This window comes from Phyllobacterium phragmitis (assembly GCF_002980495.1).
GTDB classification, from domain to species: domain Bacteria; phylum Pseudomonadota; class Alphaproteobacteria; order Rhizobiales; family Rhizobiaceae; genus Paramesorhizobium; species Paramesorhizobium phragmitis.
The window spans coordinates 126398-138440 of the sequence record NZ_PVBR01000010.1 but is presented as its reverse complement, the minus strand read 5'-3'; the positions used below and the strand labels follow the sequence as shown (position 1 = coordinate 138440).

13 protein-coding genes are annotated in these 12043 nt (G+C 59.5%); 9 read left to right on the top strand and 4 right to left on the bottom strand.

Annotated features, from left to right (window positions below; genetic code table 11):
• Positions 1 to 3: 3 nt before the first annotated feature.
• Positions 4 to 387: a sarcosine oxidase subunit delta gene (locus tag C5748_RS15170; protein ID WP_105742771.1), complete on the bottom strand. Its 384-nt coding sequence runs from the start codon at positions 385 to 387 to the stop codon at positions 4 to 6.
• 232 nt (positions 388 to 619) lie between these two features.
• The gene (locus C5748_RS15160; protein ID WP_105742770.1) at positions 620 to 1873 is read right to left on the bottom strand and encodes a sarcosine oxidase subunit beta; all 1254 of its coding nucleotides are present in this window, start codon (positions 1871 to 1873) and stop codon (positions 620 to 622) included.
• 380 nt (positions 1874 to 2253) lie between these two features.
• On the opposite strand from C5748_RS15160, the gene rpsU reads away from it, so the two are divergent.
• The 3 genes from rpsU to C5748_RS15145 all read left to right on the top strand — a co-directional run bounded on the left by rpsU (position 2254) and on the right by C5748_RS15145 (position 4008).
• Positions 2254 to 2487, top strand: a complete 234-nt coding sequence (gene rpsU, locus C5748_RS15155) for a 30S ribosomal protein S21 (RefSeq protein WP_105742769.1) — start codon at positions 2254 to 2256, stop codon at positions 2485 to 2487.
• 132 nt (positions 2488 to 2619) lie between these two features.
• Entirely contained in the window at positions 2620 to 3468 is an 849-nt protein-coding gene (locus C5748_RS15150) for a tetratricopeptide repeat protein (protein WP_425350260.1), read from the top strand.
• An 81-nt stretch (positions 3469 to 3549) separates the two neighbouring features.
• Entirely contained in the window at positions 3550 to 4008 is a 459-nt protein-coding gene (locus C5748_RS15145) for a VOC family protein (protein WP_425350259.1), read from the top strand.
• A 42-nt stretch (positions 4009 to 4050) separates the two neighbouring features.
• On the opposite strand, the gene C5748_RS15140 is transcribed toward C5748_RS15145, so the two are convergent.
• Positions 4051 to 4686, bottom strand: coding sequence for a hypothetical protein (locus C5748_RS15140; RefSeq protein ID WP_105742767.1), 636 nt, complete (start codon positions 4684 to 4686; stop codon positions 4051 to 4053).
• A gap of 305 nt (positions 4687 to 4991) precedes the next feature.
• Here C5748_RS15140 and C5748_RS15135 point away from each other — a divergent pair, with 305 nt between their 5' ends.
• The 5 genes from C5748_RS15135 (at position 4992) to ptsP (ending at position 9925) form a co-directional block, all read left to right on the top strand.
• Positions 4992 to 5429, top strand: a complete 438-nt coding sequence (locus C5748_RS15135) for a transcriptional regulator GutM (protein ID WP_105742766.1) — start codon at positions 4992 to 4994, stop codon at positions 5427 to 5429.
• Between the two features lie 174 nt (positions 5430 to 5603).
• Positions 5604 to 6377 (top strand): PTS glucitol/sorbitol transporter subunit IIC, encoded by a 774-nt coding sequence (gene srlA / locus C5748_RS15130; protein ID WP_105742765.1) that lies wholly within the window; start codon positions 5604 to 5606, stop codon positions 6375 to 6377.
• A 74-nt stretch (positions 6378 to 6451) separates the two neighbouring features.
• Positions 6452 to 7465: a PTS glucitol/sorbitol transporter subunit IIB gene (gene srlE / locus C5748_RS15125; RefSeq protein WP_105742764.1), complete on the top strand. Its 1014-nt coding sequence runs from the start codon at positions 6452 to 6454 to the stop codon at positions 7463 to 7465.
• Positions 7466 to 7531: 66 nt separating this feature from the next.
• Complete coding sequence (locus C5748_RS15120) at positions 7532 to 7912, top strand: PTS glucitol/sorbitol transporter subunit IIA (RefSeq protein ID WP_105742763.1); 381 nt, start codon at positions 7532 to 7534, stop codon at positions 7910 to 7912.
• 45 nt (positions 7913 to 7957) lie between these two features.
• The gene (ptsP, locus tag C5748_RS15115) at positions 7958 to 9925 is read left to right on the top strand and encodes a phosphoenolpyruvate--protein phosphotransferase (RefSeq protein ID WP_105742762.1); all 1968 of its coding nucleotides are present in this window, start codon (positions 7958 to 7960) and stop codon (positions 9923 to 9925) included.
• Positions 9926 to 9939: 14 nt separating this feature from the next.
• Here the strand turns inward: ptsP and C5748_RS15110 are convergent, their stop codons facing one another.
• The gene (locus C5748_RS15110) at positions 9940 to 10734 is read right to left on the bottom strand and encodes a hypothetical protein (RefSeq protein ID WP_146119529.1); all 795 of its coding nucleotides are present in this window, start codon (positions 10732 to 10734) and stop codon (positions 9940 to 9942) included.
• A gap of 273 nt (positions 10735 to 11007) precedes the next feature.
• On the opposite strand from C5748_RS15110, the gene C5748_RS15105 reads away from it, so the two are divergent.
• Entirely contained in the window at positions 11008 to 12042 is a 1035-nt protein-coding gene (locus C5748_RS15105) for a sugar-binding transcriptional regulator (protein WP_425350258.1), read from the top strand.
• Position 12043: the final 1 nt, after the last annotated feature.

Below are 12043 nucleotides of genomic sequence, written 5' to 3'. Positions count from 1 at the left end.
GAATCAGGCCTTTGATTTGCGGGCGGGCGCGGACTTGGCCGCTGCACTCGCCGGAGGCGTCAGCGGCTTTCCGGAATGGGCGACATTGGCGGCATTGGCGATGACGGCATCGAGATCCGGTAGCGGCTCGCCTGCTTTATAGACGGCGAGGATGCGGTCGCTCACCGTGTCGCGTATGGCATTGAAGAACCTGCCGCAGCCATGGATATGCCGCCAGCGTTCGGCAATAATGCCTTTGGGGTTCTGGCGCAGATAGAGATAGGCTTCGAATTCCGGTTCGCCCTGATCGGCGATATCGGGTGAGCGCACGAGATGGGCTTGGCCGGCATGGCGAAACTCGATCTCCGGGCGCTCTTCCTCGCAATAGGGGCAATAGATCAAAAGCATGGGGTTGGCTCCTGGAACAGAGACGCTTGTGGGGCGGCAGCACCCCCCTCTGCCCTGCCGGGCATCTCCCCCACAAGGAGGGAGATTACGCCTTCATGAATGCACGGAACCAATCGCCAATGTTGCCGATTGAAGGCGGAGAGTTGTGTCAGCCAATCTCCCCCCTTGTGGGGGAGATGCCCGGCAGGGCAGAGGGGGGTGTCTTGCGATGTCATCGAAATAAATCTCCCCCTCAATGTGCCACCGCCGCCGCTGCCGCTTCGTCGATCAGGCGGCCGGTGCGGAAGCGGTCCAGCGTGAAGGGCGCGTTGACCGGGTGCGGCTCATCGCGGGCGATGGTGTGGGCGAAGACGTTGCCGGAGCCGGGCGTTGCCTTGAAGCCGCCGGTTCCCCAGCCGCAATTGACGTAGAGGCCGGAAACGGGCGTCTTGGCGAGGATCGGCGAGCGGTCGGGCGTCACGTCGACGATGCCGCCCCAGGAGCGCATCATCTTCATGCGCGTGAAGATCGGGAACATCTCGCAGATCGCGTCGAGCGTGTGATTGATGATGTGCAGTCCGCCGGTCTGGGAATAGGAGGTGTACTGGTCGGTGCCGGCGCCGATCACCAGTTCGCCCTTGTCCGACTGCGAGATATAGGCGTGCACGGTATTCGACATGACGACGCATGGGAAAGCCGGTTTCACGGGTTCCGAAACCAGCGCTTGGAGCGGGTAGCTTTCCAGCGGCATGCGGACACCGGCCATCTGCATCAGCACAGACGTATGGCCTGCAGCAACGACGCCGACCTTCTTTGCGCCGATGAAGCCTTGCGTCGTCTCGACGCCGGTTACCGCGCCGGTCGGTGAGCGGCGGATGCCGGTGACTTCGCAGTTCTGTATGATGTCAACGCCGCGAGCGCAAGCCGCGCGGGCATAGCCCCAAGCCACCGCGTCATGGCGCGCCGTGCCGCCGCGCCGCTGCAGCGAGGCGCCGACCACGGGGTAACGCGCCGTCTGCGAGATATTCAGCGGCGGGCAGAATTCCTTCGCCTGTTCGGGCGTCAGCCATTCATTGTCGATGCCGTTCAGGCGATTGGCGTGGATATGGCGCTTGAGGACCTGCACATCATGGACGTTGTGGGCAAGCATCATCACGCCGCGCGGCGAATACATGACGTTGTAGTTGAGATCCTGGCTCAACCCTTCCCACAGCTTCACGGCGTGCTCGTAGATGCCCGCCGATTCGTCATAGAGATAGTTGGAGCGGATAATGGTGGTGTTGCGGCCGGTATTGCCGCCGCCGAGCCAGCCTTTTTCCAGAACGGCGACATTGGTGATGCCGTGTTCCTTGGCGAGATAATAGGCCGTCGCCAGGCCATGACCGCCGGCGCCGATGATGATGACATCATATTCCGACTTTGGCTTCGGCGAGGTCCATTGCTGTTCCCAGCCTTTTCCCCCGCGCATCGCTTCGCGGGCGATGGCGAAAATCGAGTATCTGCGCATGTTTTTCCCTTTTTTGGGTGACTTGCTGTGTAACTGGCCGCAACGCGCCAGCGAAATAGCTTCTCTTCCTATCACTAGACCATCACGGCTTCGATATTTTGCCATTTTGCGACCAACCATGGCGTTTCGCTTCCATAGGATCCCATATTTATCATTATAGTGAGATCGTCCATTGGCCGTGATTCGCGCTGCCGCCTCATTCCGGGCGGGACAGCGATGAGAATTGACGCGCTGCAGTGTGGACATCGGCTCAGGTTTCTGCTATCAGCCAACTCCAATTTGCTTCGGATATCCGTTGCGAAGCCTTGGTTTCTCGGATGTTTGGAACCGATCATTCGACCTTGGCTCAATCGAAATTCTAACTGAAAACGGGATCACACGTGCAGGTACTCGTCCGCGATAACAATGTCGATCAGGCTCTCCGCGCTCTCAAGAAGAAGATGCAGCGCGAAGGCATCTTCCGTGAAATGAAGATGCGCGGCCATTATGAAAAGCCGTCTGAAAAGCGTGCTCGCGAGAAGGCGGAAGCCGTTCGCCGCGCTCGCAAGCTGGCACGCAAGCGTGCCCAGCGCGAAGGTCTGGTCGCGGGCGGTCGCGTAGCTCCTGCCCGTTGATTGGCATATCCCGGCGCTCTCGGCTTGCGCTGAGGACTGAGATCGAGCTGAAGGTGGGGTGATGATTGTCACCGCCACCTTTTTTGCTGTTTTATGGGCTGGGGGATTTTAGAAGGAATAATGGAACTGCCGATGCGCCACTTTATAACCGCCGCCCAGCCGACCGGTATCTTCCGCCCCAAATTCCTCGCATTCGCATCTGTTGCGATGCTGGCGCTTGCAGGTTGCCAGACCAGTTCGACCAATATTCTGGCGCCCATCGACAAGGCGCAAGGGTCGAGCGAGAACATCAGTTCGCTCACCTCCGTCATCCAGAGCAATCCGCGTGATCCGGAAAGCTACAATGTCCGCGGCTCGGCCTATGGCAAGGCAGGGCGCTACCGCGAGGCGCTGAAGGATTTCGATACGGCGCTGCAGCTCAACCCGAACTTTTATCAAGCCTATGCCAACCGAGCGCTGATCTACCGCTTCATGGACGAAAACGTCAAAGCGGTGAACGATTATAACCGCGCTATCCAGATCAACCCGCAATATGACGTGGCCTATATCGGGCGCGGCAATGTCTATAGGCAGGCGGGCCGCCTGAATGAGGCATTCAACGATTTCCAGCGCGCCATCCAGCTCGATACGACAGATGGGCGAGCCTACCACAATCGAGGATTGATCTATCAGGCGCGCGGCCAGCATAAGCTCGCCATCGAGGATTTCTCGACCGCCATATCGCTTCAGCCGAGGGCGCCGGAGCCCTATAATGGCCGCGGCATTTCCTATGTCGCGCTTGGCGATTATGACAATGCCTTCGATGATTTCAACACCGCTATCAATCTTGACGGCAATGTTGCGGAGAGCTGGGCCAATCAGGCGCTGGTCTATGAGCATCGTGGCGAGAAGGCACGCGCATCGAAGTCCTATGCGCGGGCGGTTCAGCTCGATCCGAAATATCAGCCGGCCAAGGATGGGCTCGCGCGCACGCGCGGCTAATCCCTGCACGCCCCTCTGGCCGCTTCCCGGTAATTTCGGGAGGCCGGAGGGGATAAAAGTCTGGGTTCACCATACGCCCATGTGCTGAAAAGGAACGCCTTTCCTTCGCCACAGCGCACAGCCTATACTGGCTTCATGTCGCTTTTCGATCACATCGGCTTCCACACTCCGGATCTGCGCCGCTCCCTGCATTTCTATGCGGGCTGCATGCCTGCGTTGGAGCTCGAGGTGATACGCAATGCCGACACCTCGTTTTTCGTCAGCGGCGGCGAGAGGGCACCGGTTCCGTTCATCTGGGTCACAGCGGCGATGACGCCGCCAGTCACGCCTGAAAATCCGGGCAATCATCTGCATCTGATGTTCGCGGCCTTGAGCCGCGATGCGGTAGAGAGTTTCCATGAGACTGCACTCGCCTTTGGCGGCATCGACAGCGGGCCGCCTGGTTATCAGGGGCCTGAAGAGATGGGCTATTACGCGGCGCTCGTTTTCGATCCGGATGGCAATACGATAGAAGTCGGATTCCGGGAAAGGCGGGGCTGATCTTATTTTGGGAAGGCCATTCCCACTTTTCCTGAACTTGCTCTAAAGCCCGCCGAGCGCCTCACTCGGCCGTCCCTCGCCGAGCGCCTTGCGGATCGCCGCTCTGGCGGAGGCGATGTCGGGTACGAGCCAATTCGGTTCCATTCCGAGAAACTTGTCGAGGAAGGCGATTGCATAGCTCGGCATTTCCGCGATGTTCTCCTTATACGACCACCAAGTTCGCAGTTCGTCGGCGCATTTGTCGATGGACCTTGCTTCACCGAACTCCTGCTGGAAGACGGCCGCGACCGCGCCGATGCAGAAATTGGTGTAGAGAAAACCTTCCGGCCAGAAATCCACGATCTCGCGCATGGATATGTCGACGGGCCTAGCACCGAGCCGGCGCTGCAGCGCTTTGGCGGGTTGCTCGCGTATCAATTCGCACAGGACCAGGCCTGCGGCGAAGACGATGAAATCCTTGCGGTCGATGCCGGCATAGTCCTTCTGGGCGTTGACGGTTTCGACCCAGCTTAGAAAAGCACGCGTCAGCTTCTTCTCGTCGATCTCGAAGGGCACGCCATAGTTTTCCGTTACGAGCCGCGCATTGGTGCGGAACGACGCCCTAAACCAGCGCAACTGGCGCAAGCGGTGACGCAGGTCCGGCACCGAAACGAGTTCATTCTCCAGAAGTATCTTCATTACCGCCGCCATTTCTCCAGACATAACCTATCATATTCGTCTGTTCTTCCCAAGAAATAGGGTGTCATCTCGCGAATGATTGATGGATCCTGTAAGGATACATATTGACATTAAGGAAAACAAATGTTCTGTAAATGTCAGTCGATAATGTGGTGGCGCATGTTGGGGTTCGCAGGAACCACAGCGATTGGAGGATATATGCGTCAGCCATTATTGGAGCGCTTGTCTTGCCGGGAAAGTCTGTCACTCTTTCCGCGAGGCGCGCTTTCAGACGGATCATGACACGCCGTTAGGGAGGGAACCTTATGGCAATATGGCAATGGGGTTTGCTGGCTCTGGCGGTCGTCTGGGCATTGCAATCGCTCGGTGTCTGGTTTCAGATGCGGCACTATTCGGATGTCCTCAAGGGGGTCACATCGAAATATGCCGATGGCTTTGTCGGTGCGGGAAATTGCCGGGGGCGTTTCGGCAAGGGCGTGATCGTGCTGATCGTCGTGACACCCGATCTCGTGGTGCGACGGCTTCTGGAAATGAGCGGACGATCGGTATTTGCAAAATTCAGGAGGCGCGAGGAATTCGAGGGCATGACCCTCGATGCTCTCCGGGCTGATCCCAAAGCGCTGGGAGAGGCGAAACCGGGCGTGGCGGAGGCCATCAAGAAGGCGATCGAACAGATCGACCGGATGCGGTCCGAGCCTAAGGAAAAGCCGGGCCTTGCCGGCCTGAAAACAGTAGGCGCTTAAAGCAAGTCCAGGAAAAGTGCGAACCGGTTTTCCCGGAAAAAACAGGACCTGTTTTTCCTGCGGACTTGCGTAAAACAAAGGAATAGAGCGGTTCCCCGATTCCATCGAGCAGGAACCGCTCTAGATAAACGCCGGGAAGCGGGGAGCTTCGCCGATGGCTCGAGGAGGAGCACAATGTCCATAATCGCAATGTTGGCGCAACACGCCGACGTGACCATGCAGCACCTGTCGTCGGCAGGTGCCCTGGTCTCCGATGCAGCTTTGCACGGGAAACATGCCGCCCTCAATGCCAGCCAGCAGGCAGGCAGCGATCTCGTCATTCTTGCCCAGGCGGGCGGTGACAATCTGACGGTCGACCAGTTTCGCGAGAGACTGCAGAATGTCCAACAGGAGGAGCAACTCGGCTGGCTTGCCAATATCGGCAAATATTTCATCGGCATCTTCCAGAAGGGCGGCGAGGTGTTCGCCGGCTTCGTGATCGGCATCATTCCGACGCTGGTGGTGCTGATGACCGCGTTCTACGCGCTGACGGAACTCGTCGGCGAACAGCGGGTTCACGGCATCGCGCGCGGGGCGGGGCGCATTGCGCTGACGCGCTATACCGTCCTGCCGGTCCTGGCGGTGTTCTTCCTGACCAATCCGATGGCCTATACCTTCGGTTCTTTCCTGGAGGAGAAGCACAAGCCGGCCTTCTATGATGCGGCCGTCTCCTATGTCCACCCGCCGCTCGGCCTGTTCCCGCATGTCAATCCGGGCGAATATTTCGTCTGGGGCGGCATTCTGGTTGCCCTGCTCGAACTGGAGAAGAAGGGCGCTGTCGCCAGTGGCTATCATATCCAGGTGGCGATCTGGTACGCGCTCGTCGGTCTCGTCGTCATCCTGCTCAAGGGCATGCTGACGGAGCGCATCACCGCAATCATGGCGCGCCGTCAGGGCATCGAGCTTTGAGGCCTTGTATTAGCCGCATGATCTTACCTGGAAGTCTGCAACTTTTCGGGATCATGCGTAGGGAGGACAGAAAAATGGTCAAATCATATAAAGCCGTAAAGATTTCCAGGGGCTCCGGCGGTTGGGGCGGGCCACTCGTCATCGAGCTGACGGCACAGCGCAACAAGATCGTTTCGGTTACCGGAGGTGGCATTCATCCGGTGGCGCATCGCATTGCGGAACTGACGGGCGGAGAAGCCGTGGACGGCTTCAGGGCTCCGCCGGTTGAAGGCGAAATGGCTGTCGTCGTCGTCGATTGCGGCGGCACGGCGCGTTGCGGCGTCTATCCGCGCAAACGCATTCCGACCGTGAACCTGACGCCTGTCGGCCAGGCAGGGCCGCTGGCGCAATTCATCACCGAAGACATCTATGTCTCGGGCGTCAAGCCGGAGAACATCGTTCCTGCGGATGGCTCGGAAGCGGCAACGATCGCGGGCACCGCCACCGCAGCGGATACGACGTCGACAGCATCCGCGTCGAGCGCTGCCGCGGCGCAAGCCTCCAACGGCGAAGGCGGCATGATCGGCTTCATCAGTACCATCGGCCGCGTGATGGGCCGCGTCGTCGGTATTTTCTTCAATGCCGGCCGCCGCACCATCGATCAGGTCATCCGCAACGTTCTGCCGTTCATGGCGTTCGTCACCATGCTGATCGGCCTGATCCTCTATACGGGCATCGGCGATATCCTGGCGCAGCCCATGGGACCACTCGCCAACAATATCGTCGGCCTATTGATCATCTCGGCCATCTGCGGCCTGCCGTTCCTGTCGCCGATTCTCGGGCCGGGCGCGGTGATCGCACAGGTGATCGGCGTCGCCATCATCGGCCCGCAGATCGCCAATGGCACGATTTCGCCTGCGATGGCGCTGCCAGCGCTCTTCGCCTACAACACGCAGGTCGGCTGCGATTTCATCCCGGTCGGTCTGGCGCTGGGTGAAGCCAAGCCCAAGACCATCGAGATCGGCGTTCCTGCCGTTCTGTTCAGCCGCCAGATCATGGGTCCGGTTTCGGTGCTGATCGCCTGGGCCGTCAGCCTCGTGGTATTCTGAGAAAATCAACAACGGGGGCGCCGCTTAAGCGGTGTCTCCGCGTTCCATAAAGAAAGGTACGCCATCATGTCGGTTCTCCTGAAAACGCGGATCACCGCAATCGGTCCTGAGGTGGCGGATCTGGCGGAAGGAGGCGTGGTCATATTGTTCGCCGACGGCGCGCCGCCGGAGCTGGCCGAGGTTTCGATCCTGCATGTCGTCGAAGATGGTCCGAGTGATATCGTTCCCTCTGTCGGGACACCGATCAGGATCGGCGATCTTTCAGCCGAAATCACCGCTATCGGCGACTATGCATGGCAGAAAGTGCACGATATCGGCCATGTGGTGATCAATTTCAACGGCGCTGCCCAAGCCGAGCGTCCCGGCGAGATCGCGGCTTCCATGATCGATCCGGAGGTGCTGGTGACAGCGCTGAAGACGGATGCGATCATCACTATCGGCAATTGAATTTCAGCTTCCATAGAGATGTAGAGGCTATCTGGAAAGACGATCATGGAACGCTCGACCATCGTCAGAGTGCATGAGGGCCTTCATGCACGTCCCGCCACCCGGTTCGTCAAGCTCGCCAAGAGCTTCGAATCGAATATCGATCTGGTGAAGGGGGAGAAGTCGGTCAGCGCCAAGAGTTCGGTCAAGCTGATGCTGCTCGGCGTGAAGGAAAATGACGAGGTGATTGTCCGGGCGGAGGGGGCCGATGCAATCGAGGCCGTCGAAGCGTTGATCGGCTATCTGGAGAACCCGAAATCCGGTGTTGATGAAGATGAGCAGACAGGCGGAGACAAGCCTGCGGCAGTTGAGGACGAGATCGATGCTGTCGCCGTGCCGTTGGCTGTCGAAGGCAGGCTGAAAGGTGTCGGCGCCAGCGAGGGCGTATCGCTCGGGCTTGCCTATCCCTATTTCCCGGATGAGATAAAGCCCGAAAGCCGAAAGCTCGCGCCGGATGAAATCGACGCGGAGGTGGCGCGGTTCCGCAATGCGGTGACGATTGTTCAAAAGCGGATGGATGCCTCGCTCGCCGCCGGCAATCTGGCTGAAAGCGACAGAGGCATCATCGCGGCGCTGAAGGATATCGCGGCCGATGATACGCTTGCCGACGAGGCCATCGCGCTCATCCGCGGCGGTATGGATGCGGTGACCGCCGTGTTCGGCGCGGCTTCCAAGCTCGCCACTGAGTTCGGCGAGATGGACGATCCCTATCTCAACGCCCGCGCCGACGATGTGCATGCCGTCGGCCGTCAATTGTGCCTGGCGCTGCTCGGGCGCGAGGAAGGCTCGCTCGAGGGTATTCCTGAAGGCGCGATCCTGATTGCCGAGGATATAGGCGCGTGGGATCTGGCGCGTGCGCCGTTGAAGCGCATCAAGGGCGTGATCTGTGGCCATGGTGGGGCGACCTCGCATGTGGCGATCATCGCGCGTGCGCATGGTATTCCAGCGGTGCTGGGGCTTGGCTATCAGGTCGAGCAGTTGCGCATGGCAGGGCATGTCGCGCTCGATGGCGGCACGGGGGAGATATTCGCCGATCCCGATGGCGAGACGAAGGCCCGCTTCGAAGCGCGTATCCGGCAGGCCTCTGAAGAGAGCATTGCCTTGAAGGTGTTCCGCGATGTCGTGCCGAAGCGCTCCGACGGCGTTGTCATCGAAGTGGCAGCCAATATAGGGTCGCTTGAAGAGATCGAGGCGGCGCAGGACGCCGGTGCGATGGGTATAGGGCTGTTTCGTACCGAGCTTCTGTTCATGCGTCACATGCATCTGCCTTCCGAGGATATGCAGACGGAAATCTATTCGACCTTGGCGAAGGCATTCGCGCCGCATCCGGTCATCGTGCGCACGCTCGATGTCGGCGGCGACAAACCCGTCGCCGGTGTGGATTTTCCGGATGAGGAGAACCCCTTCTTGGGCTGGCGGGGCATCCGCATGTGCCTCGACAGGCCGGATATCTTCAAGCCGCAATTGCGCGCCCTGTTGCGTACCGCCATTCACGGCAGGCTGAAGGTGATGCTGCCGATGGTCTCGGAACTCTCGGAAGTGGTGCGGACGCGGGCGCTGATTAAGGAATGCGAAGCCGAGTTGAAGGCCGAGGGACGGGATTATCGTTCGTTCGATCTCGGCGTGATGATCGAGACGCCGGCGGCGGTGTTGATCGCGCCGATGCTGGCCAAAGAAGTCGCGTTCTTCTCCATCGGCACCAACGATCTGACGCAGTATGTGATGGCGGCGGACAGGCTCAATCCGACGGTCGCCTCATTGAACGATGTCGCCAATCCCGCCGTCATGGCGGCGATTGAGATGACGGCGAAGGCTGGTGTCGAGGCGGGCATCATGGTCGGCATGTGCGGCGAGGCGGCGGGCCGCCCGGACCTCATCCCGGAGTTCATCCGCATGGGACTGACGGAACTCAGCATGAGCCCCGCATCCATCCAGCGTGCAAAGAAATGCATAGCGGAACTGGCCAGCGCCTGACCGGAGGAGCGATGTCAGGGCAAATAAGCGATCAGGTGTGAAAAGGCTTTTGCCAATGCGCTGCACGGGTGTTCTGACGCAAAGGCTGCGGCAAACCGCTCTTCCCGCGCCGAAACCGCGAGGAAGGCGCTCTCAAGCAGGTCCGGCACGTCATCCAGGGCGGTAGCGGACAGCGCATCTTGCGGCTGCGTCGTGGCGAGAGCGCATGCAAGACCGATCGTGGAAAAGATTGTTATTTCCACGTTGGGTTGCAGGGCCGCGCTGGCTGGCAGGGGAGAGGCAGTCTCGATGATCCTGACCGGGTGACGGCGCACCGATTCGATGGCAAGCGCGGCGCAGGCCCTGGCGATATCAGAGGCGGAGGCATCCGGGACGAGAGCGCGGGCGAACACATTTTTGTGATCACGCGTCAGGCGCAGATAAACATCGGCAAATGCAGCTTCATGTATGAAAGCGTCGTTTCTGCCACAGCGGCGTAGCACCTCCTTGGTGAGGTAATACATGTCGCGGTGGAACAGGCGCCTGCCATCGGGATGGGAGAAATAGAGCTTGAGGCTGCCGATCCCGTTGGCGCGGCCATGCGCCTTCGGATCATCGGAAATCAGAGAAATAGAGATGGTTTCTGCAACCGTTAGCACCGTATCGACGAAAGTCGCGGCTGTTCCCAAGAGCATTTCAGGCAGTTCAGCCGGGGTTCTCGGACGCAAGTTCGTCAGCAGGCGATCATGCCTGATGGAGCCGACCTGGCGGATGGCATGGCGGACATCGCGCAAGCGGTCCTTCAGATTGACAGCGATATCATCGTTCAAATGGTTGAGCATCCTAACCGTTTATCTCCAGTTTTTCGACCTAGACCATTTGCGCGTGTTGCGTGTAGGACGATCATGCCAGAATCTTGTTTCGGGACGGAACTAAAATCAATAGGTTCCGTCTGTCGTCGGGAAATGAATCAGCATTACAGCGCTGTGCGTCATATGACGCGAAAAGGACGCTGTAAGTTATTGAACCTGCGTATCGTGCTTTCCGAAAACCGATTCCGGCTTTCGCGCCGATGCGCCAGGGCGAATGAGGAGGGACGACACTTGGCGGAACGGCAAACCGGAAGAAACAGGGCTGCACATGGCAGCAGTCGCCAGGCTGGTGAGATTGCGCCGGGTACCGTATCGGGAGAAAGTCGGACCGACAGGCTGAGAACCCGCGCGGCGTGGATGTATTACATCGAGCAGATGACGCAGAACGATATCGCCGATGTTCTGGGCGTTGGTCGGGTGACGATCGTTCGCCTTCTGGCAGAGGCGCGGGCGCGCAACGAGGTCAAGATCTCGATCGACAGCAATCTTTCAGAACTCATCGGTCTGGAACGGAAACTCGAGAAGGCGTTCGGACTGGAGCGGGCCATCGTCGCGCCGCTCTCAGCGCCCGGAAACGATCCGATCAGCGCGATCGCTGCTGCGACGGGAAACTATCTCTCCGAGGTGATACGCCATGGAATGCGGGTTGGCGTCGGCTGGGGACGTACGTTGTTCCACACGCTGTCCTTCATCAATGCGCGCTCGCTCAACGATCTCACGGTCATTTCGCTTCTTGGCGGCATCAGCCAGCCGCGCCGCTTCAATCCCGCGGAGTTTGCCTGGCAGTTCGCGGAGATATTCCAGGGCGAGGGATATCTGATCCCGGCGCCGGCGCTTGTCGACAGCATCGAAACGAAACGCGCGCTGATCGAGCGCTGCGGCTTGAAATATGTTTTCGAAATGGCCGAAAACCTCGATCTGGTGCTTCTCAGCGTCGGCGGCATTGAAAGCGCTACGACTTCCTATCGCGTCGGCCATATCACAGAAGAGCAGCGGGATTCGCTTGCGGCCAAGGGCGCCGTCGGCGATCTCCTCTATCATTTCTATAACATCGAGGGAAAGCTGGTCGACCATCCCATCCAGGACGGCGTGATGTCGGTGGGCGTCGGAACGCTTCAGAAGGCGCCGGCCCGGATATTGACCTCAGGCGGGCCGGAAAAGATCGCGGCGCTGCTCGGCGCAATGAAGCTGATCCGCCCGACGGTCTTCATCACCGACGAGGAGAGTGCGGCCCGCATGCTGGAAAAGGTCTCAGCCGCGGAGTGAG

What these genes read in the sequence shown, in the direction of transcription:
- C5748_RS15170 (WP_105742771.1), bottom strand. Translation starts at nt 387, where the DNA reads ATGCTTTTGATCTATTGCCCCTATTGCGAGGAAGAGCGCCCGGAGATC.
- C5748_RS15160 (WP_105742770.1), bottom strand. Translation starts at nt 1,873, where the DNA reads ATGCGCAGATACTCGATTTTCGCCATCGCCCGCGAAGCGATGCGCGGG.
- C5748_RS15150 (WP_425350260.1), top strand. Translation starts at nt 2,620, where the DNA reads ATGCGCCACTTTATAACCGCCGCCCAGCCGACCGGTATCTTCCGCCCC.
- C5748_RS15140 (WP_105742767.1), bottom strand. Translation starts at nt 4,686, where the DNA reads ATGAAGATACTTCTGGAGAATGAACTCGTTTCGGTGCCGGACCTGCGT.
- C5748_RS15135 (WP_105742766.1), top strand. Translation starts at nt 4,992, where the DNA reads ATGGCAATATGGCAATGGGGTTTGCTGGCTCTGGCGGTCGTCTGGGCA.
- srlA (WP_105742765.1), top strand. Translation starts at nt 5,604, where the DNA reads ATGTCCATAATCGCAATGTTGGCGCAACACGCCGACGTGACCATGCAG.
- srlE (WP_105742764.1), top strand. Translation starts at nt 6,452, where the DNA reads ATGGTCAAATCATATAAAGCCGTAAAGATTTCCAGGGGCTCCGGCGGT.
- C5748_RS15120 (WP_105742763.1), top strand. Translation starts at nt 7,532, where the DNA reads ATGTCGGTTCTCCTGAAAACGCGGATCACCGCAATCGGTCCTGAGGTG.
- ptsP (WP_105742762.1), top strand. Translation starts at nt 7,958, where the DNA reads ATGGAACGCTCGACCATCGTCAGAGTGCATGAGGGCCTTCATGCACGT.